The 19,334-nt window shown below is 38.7% G+C and carries 18 protein-coding genes; 5 read left to right on the forward strand and 13 right to left on the reverse strand.

What is annotated here, in order from left to right; genetic code table 11:
* Positions 1–21: 21 nt before the first annotated feature.
* The 3 genes from rplS to trmD form a co-directional block, all read right to left on the reverse strand.
* Positions 22–375, reverse strand: coding sequence for a 50S ribosomal protein L19 (gene rplS / locus IQ282_RS11410; protein ID WP_194852004.1), 354 nt, complete (start codon positions 373–375; stop codon positions 22–24).
* A gap of 125 nt (positions 376–500) precedes the next feature.
* Positions 501–854 (reverse strand): T9SS type A sorting domain-containing protein, encoded by a 354-nt coding sequence (locus IQ282_RS11415; protein WP_194852005.1) that lies wholly within the window; start codon positions 852–854, stop codon positions 501–503.
* A 49-nt stretch (positions 855–903) separates the two neighbouring features.
* Positions 904–1,584, reverse strand: coding sequence for a tRNA (guanosine(37)-N1)-methyltransferase TrmD (gene trmD / locus IQ282_RS11420; protein WP_194852006.1), 681 nt, complete (start codon positions 1,582–1,584; stop codon positions 904–906).
* Between the two features lie 395 nt (positions 1,585–1,979).
* Here trmD and IQ282_RS11425 point away from each other — a divergent pair, with 395 nt between their 5' ends.
* Complete coding sequence (locus IQ282_RS11425) at positions 1,980–2,414, forward strand: hypothetical protein (RefSeq protein WP_194852007.1); 435 nt, start codon at positions 1,980–1,982, stop codon at positions 2,412–2,414.
* Position 2,415: 1 nt separating this feature from the next.
* On the opposite strand, the gene IQ282_RS11430 is transcribed toward IQ282_RS11425, so the two are convergent.
* From IQ282_RS11430 to IQ282_RS11440, 3 genes are read right to left on the reverse strand one after another with little or no spacing between them, the layout of a single operon-like run.
* The gene (locus tag IQ282_RS11430) at positions 2,416–2,883 is read right to left on the reverse strand and encodes a hypothetical protein (RefSeq protein WP_194852008.1); all 468 of its coding nucleotides are present in this window, start codon (positions 2,881–2,883) and stop codon (positions 2,416–2,418) included.
* Positions 2,884–2,897: 14 nt separating this feature from the next.
* A complete protein-coding gene (locus tag IQ282_RS11435; protein ID WP_194852009.1) occupies positions 2,898–3,365 on the reverse strand; it encodes a transcription elongation factor in 468 nt (155 codons plus the stop codon).
* A gap of 1 nt (position 3,366) precedes the next feature.
* Positions 3,367–4,329 carry a fasciclin domain-containing protein gene (locus IQ282_RS11440; RefSeq protein ID WP_194852010.1) on the reverse strand — a complete coding sequence of 321 codons (963 nt, stop codon included), beginning with the start codon at positions 4,327–4,329 and terminating at the stop codon, positions 3,367–3,369.
* A gap of 167 nt (positions 4,330–4,496) precedes the next feature.
* On the opposite strand from IQ282_RS11440, the gene mnmA reads away from it, so the two are divergent.
* From mnmA to trhA, 4 genes are read left to right on the forward strand one after another with little or no spacing between them, the layout of a single operon-like run.
* Positions 4,497–5,675 carry a tRNA 2-thiouridine(34) synthase MnmA gene (gene mnmA, locus IQ282_RS11445; protein WP_194852011.1) on the forward strand — a complete coding sequence of 393 codons (1,179 nt, stop codon included), beginning with the start codon at positions 4,497–4,499 and terminating at the stop codon, positions 5,673–5,675.
* Between the two features lie 9 nt (positions 5,676–5,684).
* Positions 5,685–7,274: a S8 family serine peptidase gene (locus tag IQ282_RS11450; RefSeq protein ID WP_194852012.1), complete on the forward strand. Its 1,590-nt coding sequence runs from the start codon at positions 5,685–5,687 to the stop codon at positions 7,272–7,274.
* On the forward strand, positions 7,275–8,228 hold the full coding sequence (locus IQ282_RS11455; RefSeq protein WP_194852013.1) for an NAD(P)H-dependent flavin oxidoreductase: 954 nt from the start codon (positions 7,275–7,277) through the stop codon (positions 8,226–8,228).
* Positions 8,221–8,859 (forward strand): PAQR family membrane homeostasis protein TrhA, encoded by a 639-nt coding sequence (gene trhA, locus IQ282_RS11460; protein ID WP_194852014.1) that lies wholly within the window; start codon positions 8,221–8,223, stop codon positions 8,857–8,859. Before IQ282_RS11455 ends, trhA begins: the two co-directional genes overlap by 8 nt.
* A gap of 22 nt (positions 8,860–8,881) precedes the next feature.
* Here trhA and IQ282_RS11465 read toward each other — a convergent pair whose 3' ends face one another.
* The 7 genes from IQ282_RS11465 to IQ282_RS11495 all read right to left on the reverse strand — a co-directional run bounded on the left by IQ282_RS11465 (position 8,882) and on the right by IQ282_RS11495 (position 19,291).
* On the reverse strand, positions 8,882–11,077 hold the full coding sequence (locus IQ282_RS11465) for a PepSY domain-containing protein (RefSeq protein ID WP_194852015.1): 2,196 nt from the start codon (positions 11,075–11,077) through the stop codon (positions 8,882–8,884).
* A gap of 8 nt (positions 11,078–11,085) precedes the next feature.
* Positions 11,086–11,571, reverse strand: a complete 486-nt coding sequence (locus tag IQ282_RS11470; RefSeq protein ID WP_194852016.1) for a DUF2271 domain-containing protein — start codon at positions 11,569–11,571, stop codon at positions 11,086–11,088.
* Positions 11,571–13,067, reverse strand: a complete 1,497-nt coding sequence (locus IQ282_RS11475) for an ankyrin repeat domain-containing protein (protein WP_194852017.1) — start codon at positions 13,065–13,067, stop codon at positions 11,571–11,573. The genes IQ282_RS11470 and IQ282_RS11475 overlap by 1 nt, the downstream gene beginning before the upstream one ends.
* A 317-nt stretch (positions 13,068–13,384) precedes the next feature.
* Positions 13,385–16,402: an AAA family ATPase gene (locus IQ282_RS11480; protein WP_194852018.1), complete on the reverse strand. Its 3,018-nt coding sequence runs from the start codon at positions 16,400–16,402 to the stop codon at positions 13,385–13,387.
* Between the two features lie 9 nt (positions 16,403–16,411).
* Positions 16,412–17,620 (reverse strand): exonuclease SbcCD subunit D C-terminal domain-containing protein, encoded by a 1,209-nt coding sequence (locus IQ282_RS11485; protein ID WP_194852019.1) that lies wholly within the window; start codon positions 17,618–17,620, stop codon positions 16,412–16,414.
* Positions 17,621–17,813: 193 nt separating this feature from the next.
* The gene (locus tag IQ282_RS11490; RefSeq protein ID WP_194852020.1) at positions 17,814–18,482 is read right to left on the reverse strand and encodes a ZIP family metal transporter; all 669 of its coding nucleotides are present in this window, start codon (positions 18,480–18,482) and stop codon (positions 17,814–17,816) included.
* 2 nt (positions 18,483–18,484) lie between these two features.
* Positions 18,485–19,291 (reverse strand): class I SAM-dependent methyltransferase, encoded by an 807-nt coding sequence (locus IQ282_RS11495; RefSeq protein ID WP_194852021.1) that lies wholly within the window; start codon positions 19,289–19,291, stop codon positions 18,485–18,487.
* Positions 19,292–19,334: the final 43 nt, after the last annotated feature.

Genomic DNA, 19,334 nt, shown 5'->3' on the forward strand with positions numbered 1-19,334 from the left:
TTATTTCTTGATAAATGTAGATTATTTTCTACGAGCTTCTTTAATACGAGCTTTCTTACCAGTAAGTTGTCTAAAGTAGAAGATACGTTTTCTACGTACACTACCTGCTTTGTTCAATTCTATTTTCTGAATCGCTGGAAGGTTCATAGGGAAGATACGCTCTACACCTACGTTACCACTAATCTTGCGAATTGTAAAGGTCTTAGTCGCGCCAGTACCTCTAATCTGTAGTACAACACCACGGAAAAACTGTGTACGGCTTTTTTCACCTTCCTTAATTTCATAAAACACAGTGATCGTGTCACCTGCGCCAAATTTTGGAAATTCTTTTTTCTCAATAAATTCGTCTTGAACGAACTTTACTAAATCAGACATCTTGATAATTTAATATGTTAGGTAAATAAACAACATTCACGTATATCGTCAGAGGTTGATTTTTTACGAGCTGCAAAAATAGGATTATTAATTAATTCTACCAAAGTTTTGAAAAAGATAGATACCTATTGTATAATCAACTTTTTTACAAAATTGGATCGATTTGTATTTACACGCAAATAATATATTCCTGAGGCAATGGTAGAGACATCAAATATCTGTACTTGTTTATTTAGGCTGCGCTCTGCCTTAAAGACTTGCTTTCCTAAAGAATTGATCACCACTACATTCATGGAGTCGCTTTGTAGATTTGAAAACGAAAGCTTAAGCATGCCGTCCTTAATAGGATTTGCTAGCAAGGTCATTTTCTCTGGTTTTTGCACCACTTGAACCTTCATAGGATTTTTTTCCAGCATAGAAATCGCATTTCCTGTAAATGCGTAAACACTTAAAAATAAAGAGAGTATAAGTATTTTCATAAGTGATTCCTTGTTTGCAAAATTACATTATTAATATGATTTCTGGTTATTAATAGTCCGTTAAAAGATCTGGTCTTCTACTCTTCGTACGTTCATAGGCCTGTTCTTCACGCCATTTATCAATCGCTGGAAGATTGCCACTTAATAGTATTTCTGGCACTGTTGTCCCTTTATAATCTGCCGGTCTAGTATATACAGGTGGTGCCAGTAAATCATCCTGAAAACTATCAGTCAACGCACTGGTTTCATCACTGATTACACCAGGAATCAATCTAATGATCGCATCACATAAAACAGCCGCTCCCAACTCACCACCGCTCAAAACATAATCACCTATAGAAATTTCCTTTGTAACATATAAATCTCTAACTCGCTGATCGACACCTTTATAATGACCGCAAAGAATGATCAGATTTCCTTTAATAGATAGATGGTTAGCCATTCTCTGATTTAATGTTACTCCATCTGGAGTCATATAAATAACCTCATCATAATCACGCTCACTTTTCAACTCGGCTATCATTTTATCAATCGGTTCAATCATCATCACCATTCCTGCGCCGCCACCATATTGATAATCATCAATTTGATTGTATTTATTCAAACCGTATCTTCTTAAATCGTGCATGTGGACTTCTACAATCCCTTTATCTACCGCACGCTTTAATATGGACGCCTCAAATGGGCTTTTGATCAATTCTGGCAATACTGTAATAATATCTATTCTCAAGAGTTCTAACTTTAGGACAAAAGTACTTCTTCTAAAAACATACCGTAAACTAGTTTAGACTCAATTTACATAACGATAAAAGCACATCATTGCTTTTCACAACTCTTGTTTGACCCAATAAATATTAAAAAGTTTAAACACCAGCTCTTCTCTCGATTTGTTGATTTGACCTTTTGATTTTCATATGAAACCAGTAGAATATAAATTATCACATAAGAAAATTGAAGTCAAATTTGAATTGATTTTAGTAAACCTTGCTTTCGCGAAAGCAACTTTATCTTGTTATTTTGCAATCAATTATATGCAACAAGGCACTTTGTATTTTTAAATGCCAACTTAAATTTAAGAATCTGGGAAAAACATATATTTGAAACTCTAGTAATACATAATAAGTCATGCACACCGTACAACAGCCTAGCCACAATCTAGAATTACTGCGAATTCTCTATATCGTTAAAGCCAGTTTTAATTTCTTAGGGGTTTTGTTTTTTATCGCTTATGCGAGCTTCGGTGCTTTGATGTTCAATTTTATGGATGAAATACCTAATGCAAATGGATCCGAAGAATTTCCTTCTCAGCTCAGCTGGATATTTGTAATTATTGGCGTTTTGGGTGCTTTGATTTGTCTGGTTTTTGCCGTTGTTACATTAATCGCGGCAAAACGCATCAAGGAACGTCGCAATGAAACCTTCATATTTGTAGTAGGTGTCATCAACTGTTTTACTGGAATACTGGGAATAGGATTGGGAGTTTTTACGTTTGTAGAAATGACAAAACCTCACGTAAAAGCATTATTTCAGCCTTCTGTACAGGACAGCACAGAATTCTAAACTAGGTACCCTTTATAATATCCCGCATTATTTTCAAATGGTGGTTCGTGTGAATTCCTAAAAATTTCACCGTTTCATCACGCTTCAATGATCCAAAAAGCGGATGCCTAAAATGCGCCCATTCTGGCAATTCATGAATGGAGTTGACCCGAGCGTAAGCTTCTTCTCCTCGACTTTTAATTTCTTCTATGGAAAGATGATTTTCATCTGGAACCACATTTTTAGGTGATACTCCTTTTCCTCTGGGAATCCATTTAAAGGTCATAATCACCCATTTTATGATAGAAGTTTTAGGCTTGTAGTCCTCTTTTTTAGAAAGACGTAACATTTCTGGTACTCCTTCCAGTATTCTGTAGCTGTGATCAACGTGCCAGTAAATTCCTTCTTTTGAAACTTCTAGATTTGTGATGTTTCCCAACTTTAAATAGGATTCAAGCTCGTTAAATTCCTCTTGTAATGGATTTTTCATAGACATCTTTGTTTCTAAAGTATGTTTTCTATTATAGAATTCTTACCGTTAAATATAATGGGGTCCCCTTTTCTTTTCCCTTTTAGAGATTTGCCCAGTGGTGATTCTAGCGATAGTACAAAAACCTCTTGTTTGTTCATTGTGACTTTCCCGATACCTACCGCAAGATAAAAAAAGCCCAAATCTGATTTGATAAGTGCTCCCTTATCGGCAGCAATCATCACCTTTTCCGGATCGATGGACTTTAAGTGGTTCATACGTCCTTTAGCCTCTGCTTGCTGGCGTCTGTATAATTCTTCTTGGTTCTGGATCATTGCCATTCCAGTTTCATATTTGTCACCAGCGCTGCTTTTGGTTTCACTATTTTTTGCCTCCATCAATTGGTCCAGACTTGACTGGATGGTATCCAGTTGTGCTTGAACTAGATCTATACAATGCTGGTGAATTTGTGATTTCAAAGAAAGAAGGGTGTCGATGCTCATTTTAATTTTGCCGAAGTACGAAATCCAGCGAGTGGATCACGCCGTTAAATGCGGTAATGTTTGTCGCGGTAATATTAGAACGGGTTCCAGTTCCATCAAGAATCGTAAATCCAGCACTGGTATTTAAAACAAAAGTCCCAGTTCCCAGCGGGTTGATAATAGCACCATCCACAAAATCTTCCAGTCGCAAACGCTGCTCGCCTATCACGTGATAGAGCAACTTATCATCAAAATTACTTTGATTTAAAATATCTTGAAGGTTGTCTAGATTGTCATCAGGATCAGAAGCAATTAATGCTGTAAAAGCAGCATTACTAGGAGCAAAAACCGTAAACGGAGCTGAGGCATCCGTATTGTTCTCTAAAGTTATGGTGAGACCTTCTTGATTGAGTGCCGTTAAAAGGTTTGAATAATTAGGATTTGCAGCAATCAATGTGATCACACTAGGTAAATCCAGTACATTGTTGACCACATGAACTACACCATTGCTTACTTTATTATCAGCTAGGGTTACAATAGCCTCATTATTTAATTTGAAGACTCCATCCATATTTGAAACAAATACGTCCATTTGGGAAGAGTTTATAGAAGCTTGTGTCTTGTAATATTGGGAGTTGTATTGATCTGCAGTTCGCACATCAGATTGAATGTGATATAGAACTATGGTACGTAATAACTCTTCAGGAATGGCGCTGACGCTCCCGTAATTATTAGCGGCAAGAAAAGTATTAAATGCTTGGTCTGTAGGAGCAAAAGTGGTCAGGTTACCAGAGTTATCTAACGTTTGATCCAACTTTGTTATGGACAGCGCCTCTATAAAAATGACGTGATTTGTACGGTCCTCTAGAAAGTCCAGGGCTGTCGGGCCATTAATGACATTCATGTTGTCGTCATCGTCCACACAACCTAAAACAGTTGAGGCACATACAAAAATCAGTAAAAAGCGATATAAAAATATCTTCATGGGTAACCTATGTTTATGTACGCAAAATAACGAATCATTAAATAGCCTATTGCACAAGCAAGACCTAAAAAGAGGTTTAATGTATGCATAGACAATAATATACTAGATATAGGCAAATAGAATATGGACGAGTTCGCCATCCATAGGATCTGCCGTATTTTTGCAACATGGCAAAAGTAGTAGTAGGGCTTTCAGGTGGTGTAGATTCCAGCGTCGCCGCACATTTATTGAAGGAGCAGGGCCACGAGGTCATCGGTCTGTTTATGAAAAACTGGCATGATGATACCGTTACCATTAGTGATGAATGCCCGTGGTTAGAGGATTCTAACGATGCGATGCTTGTTGCAGATAAGTTGGGAATTCCATTCCAGTCGGTAGATTTAAGTGAAGAATATAAGGAGCGTATCGTTAACTATATGTTTGATGAATATGCTCGTGGTCGTACCCCTAATCCTGATGTGCTGTGTAATCGCGAGATTAAGTTTGATGTGTTTATGGACATCGCAATTGACCTGGGAGCTGACTTTGTCGCGACGGGTCACTATTGCCAAAAAACCACAACGAGAGAAAATGGTGTTGAGATCCATCACCTGATTGCTGGAGCAGATTCTGGAAAAGATCAAAGCTATTTTTTATGCCAGGTGTCACAAGAACAACTTGCCAAAACTCTTTTTCCCATAGGTCATCTGCAAAAATCTAAAGTCCGGGAGATTGCGGCGAGCCAGGACCTTATTACCGCTGGAAAAAAGGACAGTCAAGGCTTGTGCTTTATCGGTAAGGTAAGGTTGCCAGATTTTTTACAACAGCAACTCAAGCCCAAAACTGGAAATATAATTGAGATTCCGTCGGAATTGAGTGTTTCAAGAATGAAGGAATTGAGTAATGATGATGAGGCGGTTTCGCTTTCGCGAAAGCGAACTTATCAAGAATCAGAGGGAACTTTAAAAGGACAGCATCAAGGAGCGCATTTTTTCACGCGAGGGCAGCGTCGTGGGCTTCATGTAGGTGGAACGCCAGAGCCTCTATTTGTTATAGAAACTGATGTGGAATCAAATACAATTTATGTGGGGCAGGGAAAGATGCACGCTGGTTTATACCGTCGCGGACTATATATAAAACCCGAAGAAACGCACTGGATTCGCACCGATTTAAGGTTAGAAGATGGGGAAACCATGGAGGTTATGGGTCGTATCAGATACCGTCAGAAATTAGAGAAAGCAACACTTGTGCAGCGTACAGAGGGGCTTTACATGATTTTTGATGATCCGCAGAGTGCTATATCGCCTGGTCAATTTGCCGCTTGGTATCAAAATGAAGAGTGTTTGGGATCTGGTGTAATTGCTTAAATTGCTGGAATGAAGACCTTTATTATAAGCGTGTTTGTTCTATTATTTTCTGCGAGTCTTGTCGCTCAGGATTTAAATGCCATTGTTTATTTTAAGGATAAACCCAACATTGACTTCTCAATTTCAAATCCATCCACGATTCTCACGCAACGAGCGCTGGAGCGAAAACGAAGACATAAAATCGCTGTCGATGAGCGGGATGTGCCAGTGAATCAGCAGTATGTAAACGATTTAAAAAATAGATTTGGAATCGATTATAGAACCCAGTCTAAATGGTTCAATTGTGCGCATGTGATAGGTTCGTACCAGAATATTCAGAATCTAAAATCACTCAGTTACGTGAAAGAGGTCGTTTATGCAGATCCCTCCAAAAGTTCTTATGTAAAGCAAGAGAATAAATTTAGTGAAGATATCTCGCTGCCTGTAAATTATGGAAATGCCAGAAATCAGATCGAAATGATAAGTCTGGATAAATTGCACAACCAGGGAAATACGGGAAAAGGAATATATATCGCATTAACTGATAGCGGCTTTCCTAATGTAAATACCAATACTGCGTTCATTACGGCAAGAGCAGAGAACAGGATACTAGGAGGCTATGATTTTGTGGCTGGTGACAATAGTATATATGAGGATAATTTCCACGGTGCACGAGTGTTGAGCATCCTTGCAGGACAAGTTGAATCGACGCAAGGAACTTATATCGGAAGTGCTCCAGATGCCAGTTATTATCTATTCCGTACGGAAGATGTTAGGTCAGAAACTCCAGTAGAAATGAGTTATTGGGTTGCCGCAGCAGAGCGTGCAGATTCGCTAGGCGTGGATGTTATTAATGTTTCGTTAGGATATTTAGATTTTGATAATGAGGATGAAAGCTTGTCTTATAAAGATATGGACGGTTCATCTTTCATTTCGAGAGGAGCTACTATCGCAACCGAAAAAGGTATGTTGATTGTGACTAGTGCGGGAAACTCAGGAAGAAGCAGTGAGCATCCATGGATTGCAGCACCCGCAGATGCAAAAGGAGTTTTCGCCGTAGGAGCCGTAATGATTAATGGAGATAAGTCTAGCTTTTCTAGCATCGGGCCTACTTGGGATAATCGCATCCGACCCAGTGTAGTTGCCCAAGGCTCTGATACACAATTAATTTCCGAATTTGGCCAATTAGAAGCTGGTAACGGCACAAGTTACAGCGGTCCAATCATTGCCGGTGCCATGGCTTGTTTTATTCAGGCATTTCCTAATTTATCTGTAGAAGAATTGATCAGCACGATTCAAAACAGTAGCTCGCAAGCTTCAAACCCTGATAATCTTAGGGGCTATGGTATTCCCGATTTTGGTAAGGCATTCCAGATGATTTCTAGTTCTCAGGTTAGTATTCCTGATGATTTTACATATTATGTCAAGGATAAAAAATTGAATCTCAACATTCCGCTGGGCCGAAATAAAACTCAGTTTCAGCTATTTAATTTACAGGGACAAGTGTTACTCGAATTAAAATTATCTGAGACTGAAAATATAGATCTATCTATATTCCCTAACGGAATTTATATCTTTCGATTTGAAGATGAATCCAGAGGTTATAAAATTGCTTTTTAAATGAAAAACAGAATCACCCAACTTTTTAATATCAAATATCCCATCATTCAAGGTGGGATGGTATGGGCTAGCGGCTGGAAACTGGCAAGTGCTGTTAGTAATGCGGGTGGCTTAGGCCTTATAGGTGCAGGCTCCATGTATCCTGAGGTTTTGCGGGAGCATATTCAAAAATGTAAGTCGGCTACAGACAAACCTTATGGAGTCAATGTCCCGTTGCTTTATTCAGATCTGGATGAGATCCTGGATATTATTATAGAAGAAAAAGTTCCTATCGTTTTTACCAGCGCAGGAAATCCTAAAAGTTACACGCCACAATTAAAAGCTGCTGGAATCACCGTCGTTCACGTGGTGAGCTCGGTGAAGTTTGCCTTGAAATCACAGGAGGCCGGCGTCGATGCTGTGGTAGCAGAAGGTTTTGAAGCCGGTGGTCACAACGGCCGCGAGGAATCCACGACCTTAACTTTGATCCCGCAAGTGGCACAAGCGATCGACATTCCATTAATAGCAGCGGGTGGTATTGCCACAGGTCGTGCTATGCTTGCTGCAATGACGCTGGGAGCAGATGGCGTGCAAGTAGGAAGCAGATTTGTCTGTACTCCAGAAGCGAGCAGCCACATCAATTTTAAAAATGCGATTGTAGAAGCTGGAGAAGGCGACACGCATTTGACGTTTAAGGAACTCGCGCCAGTGCGCATGATGCGCAATAAGTTCTGGAATCAGGTGCAGGAATTATATCAACAGTCCCCATCAAAGGAAGATCTTACTAAGTTGCTGGGCAGAGCCAGAGCAAAAAAAGGAATGTTTGAAGGCGATATGGACGAGGGCGAACTCGAGATAGGACAAGTTTCTGGACTGATAAAAGACATTATTCCAGCAGCACAAGTGGTGGCGGATATGGTAGCCGAGTATGAAGCAGCCAGAAAAGAGATGATCGATAAATCGCTACATGGCTAGAGCTCAAACCGCGCTAGAAGAACGCTGGAATGTAATTACTCACGGCTTTGGTTTTTTAGTGTTTCTAATCGCAAGTTATTTTTTGCTCAAACAAGCTGTCGAAAGTACGGCACAATATGCATTGATTGCCATTATCATTTACTGCATATCCCAATTATTTCTATACGCTGCATCTACCTCATATCATTACGCAAAACCAGAAAAGATCAAATGGGCCTTGCGCAAGATGGATCACATTTCCATCTATTTCTCTATTGCGGCAACTTACACTCCGGTATGTTTAATCAGTCTGGAAGATAGCAGCGGCTGGACCATACTTGCTGTTGTATGGGGAATTGCATTATTCGGGACGGTTTGGAAACTGTTCTTTACCGGAAAATTTGAGGCGTTTTCCAGCGTTTTATATTTGGTAATGGGTTACATGGTAGTTCTGGATCTCGATTCTTTATTGGCTGCTTTTAACAATGCAGAATTGGGGTGGCTTATCGCAGGTGGTGTTTTCTTTTCTCTAGGAATTATTTTTTACTCTTGGAGCAGGCTTTATTTCAACCACGTGATTTGGCATTTATTTGTTTTGGGTGGTAGTTTGAGCCATTTGGTAATGGTCTGGATGGTGTTAAATAATAATTGATAAACTATCAAGAATAAAGCTTTTAATAACAGTCCATTTTCAACTGGTCTTTATGAACTAGTTCGTCCAGACTTAAATCAGGTTCATCTTTAAGAATTATTTCTAAGGTGTCTAAAACATCATTTTGCATCGCTAATGAACCACAAATCATGATTACTGCATTATCCTTTATTTTTTGAAGAACAAAATCTTTTTGCTCTAAAAGACCATTTTGAACATACTGCTTAGTTCCTTCCTGAGAATAGAATTTTTGAACCTGGTTTTTTTTGGAATCTTTGGAGATCTGACTGAAAATATCTTCGTAAATCCCTGCAGATTGAGCTCTACGGCCACCCCAGAAAAGATGTATGTCCGTTTTCTTATTTTCTAATAGCATTCCTAGAAACGGAGCGATACCTGTGCCGTTCGCAATTAATAGGGCAGATGCTGCCTTTTTCGGTAAATGGAAATCGGCGTTTTTTTGAAGGGCAGCTTTGACCTGAGACCCTTGTTGAAGTTCTGATAAGTAGGAAGAACATTTTCCTAAATCGTGTTTTTTAATGCTTAGCAATATTTCATTATTCCATCGCGCAACGGAATATTCCCGAACTATATCACTGTCTGGAACTTGGATGGCAAGCAGATCACCTGAAGAAAAAGCTATCCTGCGTTTTGATTTTAACCTCAATAAAAAGGTGTCATCAAGATTTAATGGCGATCGCTCTACGACTTCAAAATCTTGATATTTGAGTTTTTTCTTTTTGGCTTTGGGCAATTTGACTTTAATATCAATTCCCGTAGTTCTAGACCATTCTCGCGTCCAGTTTTGGAAAGCACTTTGACTAGCATTGTTGATTTTATGAAGCTCTAGGACAGGCTGAAAACGCTCTTGCTTTTGCAGTGATTGATCCACCTCGATGGCATACTGGCAGTACTCTGGATATTCTAGTGACCCAAATCCCACCACGCTATATTTAATAGCTTCCATTGATTTTTGGGCAAGAATGGCCGCTTCAAACTTTCTGGCATTTGTAGGTGCTTCTCCATCACCATAGGTGGCCGTGAAAATGATGAGGTGTTCCGCTTTCGCGAAAGCGGAATAGTCATTCATTTCTGTCATAAAAACAGTCTTTCCAGCAGCTATCAATGCATTGCAAAATCTTGCTGCAAAATCACGAGTTGTTCCGGTTTCAGAACCCACTAAAATGACAAATTCTGCCTTATCGCGATCGCTCAAAACTCCCTGCTGGATCACTTTTTTCCTGCGACGTAAAGCCATTGCAAATCCAGAATACATAAAAAACAAGAGGGAAAGGCTGGTCAATAGCAAGACGATGGACCACAAAATGCTGCCTTGTCCCGTATGCAGTATCATGCTGAGTCTAAAGGAAACCATCACAAATGGATAAGTTGCGCTGCTTTCAACAATACCACTTTGCGCATTCACGCGTATTTCTTTATCCTGCAATGCCACCTGATAATACTCTGATGGGTCATCAGAAAACGGAAATTCGACCATTCTAACGTCGTCCAGAAATATCTCTTCAAATGGAGATAGCATTTTAGATTTCCCACTTTCAGTATTTTCCAACGCCGGATTATTCTGAACATGAACAAGCGAGCTGTCTGGCAATAAATCAAATTTCTCCACCGAAAGAAAAACACCAGTAGCCGCGACAATAATTATTGGAATAAAAAACCAGCGACTTAAAATCACATGGTATCGCATGGTAAAACGATCCTTTTGAACTTTGGCGAAAAGTCCTTTCAAGCCACCTTGACGCTTGAATAATAGGAAGAATCCAGTCACTGCAATAAGCACCAAAAGAAAAGAAACTAATCCCACAAAAATCCGCCCGATGCTTTTTAAGAATAAAGACCGGTGCAAGTTTGTAGAGAACTTATAAATTTCAGATCGCTTTTCGACAGCGCCTAATTCTTCTCCAGTTCTAGGATTGACATAAACATCCCGCGTTTCAAAATCTGCAGTAAGAACGGAAGCCTTTACAAAGCCAGACGGTTCCACTTCCAGCGTGAAAATTTCATCATAATTTTCATCTAGGATTTCAATGGTAGAAACAAGAGAAACTTCCTCAAGGTTTTCTATTTCATAACCTTTATTTTGATGCTGTATAGGCTCTACGGCAAGAATAATTCCCGTAACGCAAGCAAGGATTAGAAATATAGAAGAAACTAAGGCCAGCGCCAGATGGCTGAATCGCCAGATGGAAATCGTCATGAAATTTTTTATTGTGGCAACATGCGCACGTAGCGTATAAAGCCTGTGCCTTCTTTTTTACTTTTAAGATTTGCAGTGGTCAGTTCAAATTCTAGATCTGCAGTATAATATTTTTGATCTTCCACGGAAGTTTCAAATCTGATGCTGTAACCCTTATCAATCTTATCTTCAGAGATTTTTAAAAGGCTTACGGTTCGTCCGCCGCCACTAACGGTAGCGCCAGAAATCCCATCGATGTTTGATTTTTTCTGGCCATAAAAGCTCCACCATTGGCCTATCTCGCTGTACCACTCGCTGTCTTTTCCCTGTACGTAAAGTGTTTCTTCATAATTGCCCTTAGGATCTAGTAGAGAAACTACAACATAAGCTCCCTCTCCAGAATAGTTAGTCAACTGGATCAGGCATTTTACGTTCTTTTTATCTGCCGTTATAAAACTACTCGTAAATAAAAAAATGAGTAATAGGAATGGAAGTGTTTTCAAAAAGTTTTTCATTATTTCAAAAATTCTAAAGCAGTCTGCTGTTTATTTAATAATTCGTTTTCGCCGGCAAGATCATAAGCAGTTTCTTCGAAATCAGTGGTGATAGAAGTATCTGCACCTAAAGAAATAAGGTATTTCATCATTTCGACATTGTCAGATCGCATAGCTGCGATATGTAACGCAGTCAAACCTTCTTCATTAGTCGCATTTACGGGAACTTTATAACCGGACAGCTCTTTTAAAAGTTCCAAATCGCTTTCCGCAGCAGCTATATGATATAAGGTATTCTCATTTGCTTGAGTGGCACTCATGTCAACACCTAATGCGACTAGTAAGTCCAGTTTAGCCTTAAAATCTTCTGTGTTATTCTTATTGTACGATCGAGCTAGATAATAAGCCGGCGTATTGCCAGCGGCGTCTGATGGTTTAAAGTCTTTACCGGTTTCACTTATTACAAAGCTTAGAACATTTGCAGTGTTGCGCTTTGTTGCTAGCATCATAGCAGTTTGTCCATTTTTATTACTCAGGTTGAAATCCTTTACATCTGTAGAAAGTAACTCTACAATCTCTAAATTGTTACGATACGCCGCGTTTAAAAACGGAGTATTTCCTTCAGCATCTTTTTGATTTACATCTGCACCTTCTCGCAAAAAGAAATTGAAGATTTCTACATCTGTATTTGAATAGGCAAGTGCATGTAACGGAGTATATCCGTCTTTAGTGATTACATTAGGATTCAAACCCGATTGCTTTAAAAATTGATATATTTCTATGGTGTTGCTATGGCCGCGAGCTCCTTGAGCTGCAAATATGAACGCATTGCCACCGTTCATATTGGCAGATTTATAATCTACGCCAGCAGCTATCAATTCCTTTAAGAAAGAAATATTTCCTTTCTTAGCAGCGTAGGAAAAAATGCCGTTACCATCTTTGTCATTACTGTTGATATCAATACCGTTGTCCGTGAAAAACGCCGTTTCTCTAAAAGAGCTCATGGAAGGTGCGGCAAGAAGAAGTGTATTTGCACCTTCATCATTTTTCTCGTCAGCTAGTTTAATTCCCTGTTTCATAAACAGATTGTAAAGCTCTGGATCCATATTACCGCCGTTAGCGGCATAAGTTAATGGTGTATTACCGTGACTTTCCAAAGCTGTTAATGACGATCCTTTATTTAGCAACGTTTTGACAATTTCCAGATTGCCAGTGTATGCTGCCCAGTGTAAATAAATACGACTGTCGTGCGTTTTTTTGTCGATACCATTACCGTCAAGAGTTAATAAATATTTGATTACATCATCACTGGCATTTCCAAGGATAGCATAAGTTGTGGCGTCATACCCGTTTGAATTCATGGCGATAGCATCATTACCGGCAGTATTTTTTTCTTTTACTATGGTTAAGTCTGGATTAGACTTCCAGAAATCACGGTCCAGAAAAACGTTGTCTTGGGCAAATGCACTACCTGTAAACATTAGTGCAATTAATAGGGAATAGAAAATACGATTCATAGTTTTGCTTTTTTAGCAATTCATAAATGAGCGATATAAGTTAGTTCCTAAATGAGATTGCAAAAATAAGGGTTTTATTTAGACTGAATAAAGATAGAGCGTGTTCTTTAGTTCAAATTGTGCTTTTTTAAATATAATTTAAGATACTATTCCGCTTTCGCGAAAGCGGAATAACATTCATACTTTTTTCTAGATACTATCATTTTGACTCTCACGTCTTTTAGATCAAAGTAATAACAAATTGAAACTTGATTTCAAAAAAGCTCCGTCTCAGGAGATACGTTGCCGAACACTTAAATAATAAGAATCAAACCTTTTTATTTTACTTCCAATGTCGAATAACCATGGCTGTCGCGCCTTAACACGACTTGAGTTTGAATCCGTTCTTTTAAAGACTCTACATGCGAAATAACACCGATAGTTTTACCCGATTCCGTTTGTAATTTTTCTAACGTATCCATCGTTTGATCTAAAGTTTCTGGATCCAGCGTCCCAAACCCTTCATCAATAAACATGCTCTCAATCCGCACTTTTTTTGAAGCTAAATCTGATAGGGCGAGTGCCAGCGCTAGACTCATGACAAAAGTTTCCCCTCCAGAAAGCGTTTTAACAGACCTGCGTTGACCGCCCATATGATCATCAATGGCGATCAGACTGTCATCTTCATCTGGCATAGATTTATCAATGGTGTATCGATCGCTCAATTGCTCCATGCGTTTGTTGGCAAATAGCAGCAACCTCGATAAGGTCAGGTCTTGCGCAAAATCATTAAACTTATTTCCCGTGGAGTCGCCTATGAGTTCGTTGAGTACTCGCCATCTTTTTACATGGGCAGAATGCTTTTCAATCTTTTCTTTTAAGTCCTCAATTCGCTTTAAACTCTCTAGCTGATTCTTTGTCTTTCTTTCACTATTATTAACCAACAGATCTAATTGCTCTAACCTGCTTGAAATAACGACTAGTTTTTCCTCAATACTTTCTAAAGATTCTTCAGGATTTTTCTCTAGTAGTTTTTCCAACTGGGCAGCTAGGGTTTGCAGTGTAGATTTTTGTGATTCAATGCCAGTATTTAATCTTCCACGCTCTTTATTTAGGTTGAGATAGATGTTATCAGGCAACCTTGCTAGCGCGGCATCTTCAATAGATTTAAATTCTAAGGAAATAAGAGCTGCGTTCAAATCATTTGTAAGATTTGATAACTGCTTCTGGGAATCGTCTAGTTCGACATTCTGGGTGTTTTCTGCTCTTTTGATACTACTTTCTTGAGATTGTAGTTTACTCCAGTTGGTTTTAATGCTATTGACATCTCTATTAAGATTGTCGCCTTTGTAAATTTTCTCAAGCTCTGTTGTGATTTTATTTCCGTCAATAATTGTTGCTTGCATGTGGGGAACAAGCTTTTCTGCGGCCACTAGAGCGTTCAATCGGGCTTGTATATCTATATAGAGTTTCAAGGCAACCAGTTTTTCTTTAGAAATTACAGCTTGTTTTTCTAACTCCTCAGAATCCATGGGCAAGCCTTCATAATCAGATGTAAAAAGGAACTTTATTTTCTCGAACTCATTATCAATTTTTGATTTTTTCTCATTTAGTTCAATTAAGGATTCATTGACGGATTTGGATTCGGCACTTGTTTGGGTAATCGCAGTTTCTAATGTGCGTAAAGCTCTTTTATTATCATTTATTTTACTTTCCATCTCATCATCGCTGGATTGTAAATCTTTTGCATAAGGATGATGAACAGATCCACATAATGGGCATGGATGCTGCTCAACTAATTTATTTCTTAAATCTTCCAGACTAGCAGATAACAGGTGGTTTTCTTGTTGCAGTTGAAGAACTTTTTCATCTTTTGATTCTAGTAGATGCTTGTCACTAAGAATTTTTAAATGCTCAGGAAATGATTTTTGTTTATCGGTAGCGATTTTGATTTTTTCAAGTAAACTGGAAGACTCAGTTTTAAGAGGTTCGATGCGATCGTTTAAGCGTATAGCCTTTTGCAGCTGGTCTATTTCTTTTTCTAGGCGTGGTTCATGTTTTTTTAGTTGGTCTATATCAGAGCTTGGGACAATTGGAATGAGTTCTTCCTTCCTCCGTTTCAAATCTAATTTGAGTGCCGCCAACTTTATTTCTAGTAAGTCAATTGATGGGTTCTTATCTAGATCTAAAGGACGGAGTTCTCCATTTAATTGTGCTTTAAGCTCATTATGCTTAGAACGCAGGGCTTCACGCTTTTGGATTAAGTCAGATACTTTATCTCTAAAAGTTTCTAGGGATTCTGCAGCGTCTTGTTTTTTGATTTCGGCGCCTAAAAACGTTGCAGTTGTTCTTGATAGGTTATTTTCTTCCTGAACTAGTTGCTCTTTCTCCGTTTTTAATTCTGCGAGTACTTTTGTCTTTTGCGTAATGATTTTCCGCAATTCTTCCCATGTTCTGAGCTTTTCAGATATAGTTTGGGTTTTTTCATGAGCATCAAGTTTGCTCCCGTTTTGTTGAAAAAAGTCTGCTTGTTCTTTTAATTGTAGTGTTTGTTTCGCTTTCGCGAAAGCGATTTCTTCATTCTTCCCGGTAATCTCTTTTAAAACAGTTTGATCAGCTTTAAGTTTTTCCAGTTCTTTTAAAGTAGCCTCTTTTTCTACTTTCAGTTTTTTAAGATCTTTTTGGATCTGTTCAAAAATCTCATCCTCAATTAGATTATTCTTTTCGTAATTGATGTTTGTTTCCTCGCTTTTGATGAGTTCACTTGCCTGCTTGTTTTTTTCGAAAGCACGAGCACCTAACTGCCGGTAGATTCCAGTACCCGTTATTTTTTCCAGCAACTCGCTGCGTTCTTTTTTAGGAACTTTGAGGAATTGAGCAAATTCGCCTTGAGCGAGCACCACACTTTTTATAAACTGCTCATAATTTAAACCTATAAATGCTTCGTTTTTTGCAGGAACTTCCGACTTTTTGAGCGGCAGTTCTTTTCCGGAAACTACGTTTTTCAACTGCATTTCATAATCCCGCAAACTTCCTGTTCTAGCTGTCGAGATACTCCAGGTGGATTGAAAAATCCCTTTGGTACAAGAATAAGTGATACTTGCATAAGCATCCTGCTGATTCTTAGTCAGAACAGCGCCCGTATCATTAATAGTATTTTTTGTAATACGCCCCAATCGTGGAACTATAGTAAACAGGGCTAAAGAAATTACATCTAGAATGGTGCTTTTTCCGCTTCCAGTGGGACCCGTAATCGCAAATAGCGAATTATCCTTGAGTGGTGCAGTCTCAAAATCAATATGGTGCTCACCACGAAGCGAATTGATATTCTTAAGAGAAATTTTTAAAATCTTCATGTGCTCTGTTTAATTTCCCTGATTGACTTCTTCTAAAATTTCTTGAAAAGAACTGATGATTTCATTCTTCATTTCTGGTTCAAAAGTGGATTTTTCCAGAAGTTTTAGAAAAACATCTTGTGGTGAAAGGTTTTCCAGCTCCTGTTCTACTTGATAGAAATCTGTCATGGCAGGAGCTTTTTCACTGAAACTTATTTTTTGTTTTACGATCTCATAACCAGAACACTCAAATTGTGAAACCAGCTGATCGAGCTCATATATTAGATTAGCATCGTGCTGAACGGATTGTAATTCGATTTCTATAAAAGAGTTTAGACCTGTTTGAACCTCTAGTGATTGTAATTTTTGCTTGATATGTTCCAATTCACCTTTAATACGTATCAGTTTTCTGAAGACGGGAATTTCCACGCTAGTTACCGCATGATCTTCTAAGTCAAAAATCAGCACTCTTTTTAGATCTTGACTTTCACTGAAAGATAAAGGTAGCGGTGATCCACTATAATAGGTGGGGATACTGGTGGTAAGTTGTTGAGGTTTGTGAATGTGTCCTAAAGCAACATAAGAAAAATAATCCCCAAAATTATCTGCTTCAAAACTGGCCAGATTTCCTATTTGGATTTCCCGTTCGCTCTCTGATGTGGAAACACCAGCGGCATACAAATGTCCCATTGCGATGGCAGGAATACCTTCATAATGTAATGCACAGAGATCTGAAGCTTCTTTAAAAACAGCCGTAATTCCTTCTCTAATAGCGATAAGTCTAGAATCATAATCATGAGCATCACCCATGTTGCGCAAATCTGCATCACGAATAAACGGAATCGCAGCAACTACAGCTTCCACTTTTCCTAATTCATTTTTAATAGGAATGAGCGTGTCGTTTATTTGTTCTGGAAGCCCGCCTATCACATCAATATCAAGCTGTTTCAGGATTTCTTTAGGCGCATTCAATACGGAAGGGGAATCATGATTCCCACCGGTTATGATGATTTTACATTTTAAATCTCTTAAAGCAAGGAGCGTCCGGTAGTATTGAGATCGAGCTTCTGAAGACGGATTGGAAATATCATAAATATCCCCAGAAACTAATATCACTTCTATACGCTCCGTTTTTACGAGCGAACATAGCCATTCAATGAATAGGTCAAAATCTTGATAGAGATCCTTCTTGTAAAGTTTCTTGCCTATATGCCAGTCTGCAGTGTGAAGTATCTTCATGAAGTGGTTTTGGAAGGGAATCCGATAAAGATAAAAACCTCGACGGAAAAGATGGATGGCATAAACATATACTTTTCAACGATCGTTATATCAATTTACAATACATGATATTCAAATATTCCGCTAAGCATTCAAAATCGTATAACCAATTTCTAGTTGGAGAAGTATATTATTTAGAGGCTTAGAAACTGCATCAAATCATAAAAGCAAGTCCGGCTCCTGCAAGCATTACTAGCATTTTAGCAAGGTTGAATTGGTGTCCATCGCTGGATTCTAAAATCAAGGTGGTGGAAACATGTAATACAATCCCAGCGACCAGTGCTTTTATGGGAAGCATGATGTCTACATTGAAATTTGCATTCTGTGCAATTAGTGATCCTAGTGGAGACATCACCGCAAATATCCCAATAACTAAAAGAATCTTGCTCATAGAAGCTTTGTTAGCAATTAGAAACCCGGTAAATATAAAAGCAATAGGAATTTTATGAATAGCTACTCCATACGTCATACCACTGGCGTCCTGTAATGGCATTCCCTCTAAAAATGCGTGAATACACAAACTGACAAACAAGGCATAGGGAAAACTTGCGACATCTTTACGTACGTGCATGTGTCCATGTTCTGCACCTTTAGAAAAGAACTCAAGGATGATCTGAATAAATACTCCTGCGATCAGATATATTCCATAGGTAGCATTCCCAGATTCATATATTTCAGGTAAAAACTCTACCGCGACTGCACTCAATAAAAAAGCTCCTGAAAATGCGAGCAACAATTTCATGCGCAAGTTGGAAACCTCCTTAAATAAAAAGGCAGCCAAAGAACCGATGACAACGGCAAGAAATGGTAATAAATAGTTCATGGTTATTCTGTTGCAGATTTAAAGATCATAATCAGTCGATCAGAGGTTTTTTCATCGAAATCTTCCAATTGATAACTCCCATAAACTTGTTCTAATTCTAGTCCTGCAGCTTTAAAATATTTTTGGAAATCGGCTAGAGTTAGGGCTTGAACGCGTTCTGTAAAATGATAGCGATTCCCGTCGTCTTTAAAATTGATATCCTTGAAAATATAACCGTCTTCCAATCGACGGTTTTGCTCAAAAGTGATTCCTTTTTCGGTTTTCTCGTTATAAGGAACAAGGTTTTCAATCACTTTTTTCACGTTAAAAAAGTCAATCACACCACACGCACCAGGTTTCAAACTGAGTTTGATGGCCTTAATAGTTCTCAAATTATCCTCTGAGTCATCAAAATAACCGAAGCTGGTAAACAAATTGAAAACGGCATCAAATTTTGCAGGATATGTTTCGGTCATGTTGTGGACTGCAAATTGGATTCGGTCAAGGTTTACGGGACCTGTTCCTAGCTCACCCAACTCCAGATTTCCAGATTTAATGTGTTTTAATTTTGCTTTCGCGAAAGCGATACTGCTCTCACTCAAATCCACACCGGTAACCTCATAGCCCAACCTATTGAGGAAAATACTGTGACGGCCACGGCCACAGGCAAGATCTAAAATTTGCGCGTTAGGCTCCAATTCTAATCTGGCAGTAAGGCTTTTCATAAACTGTCCAGCCTCGAGATAGTCGCGATCGCGGTAAAGTATGTGATAATAGGGTGTGTCAAACCAGCTGGCATACCACGTGATCTCGTCTTTTCTATCGCTCATAGGCGACAAAAATACCTTAATTTTGCCGTCCAAATCCCGATAG

This window comes from Nonlabens antarcticus, from assembly GCF_015356755.1.
GTDB lineage: Bacteria > Bacteroidota > Bacteroidia > Flavobacteriales > Flavobacteriaceae > Nonlabens > Nonlabens antarcticus.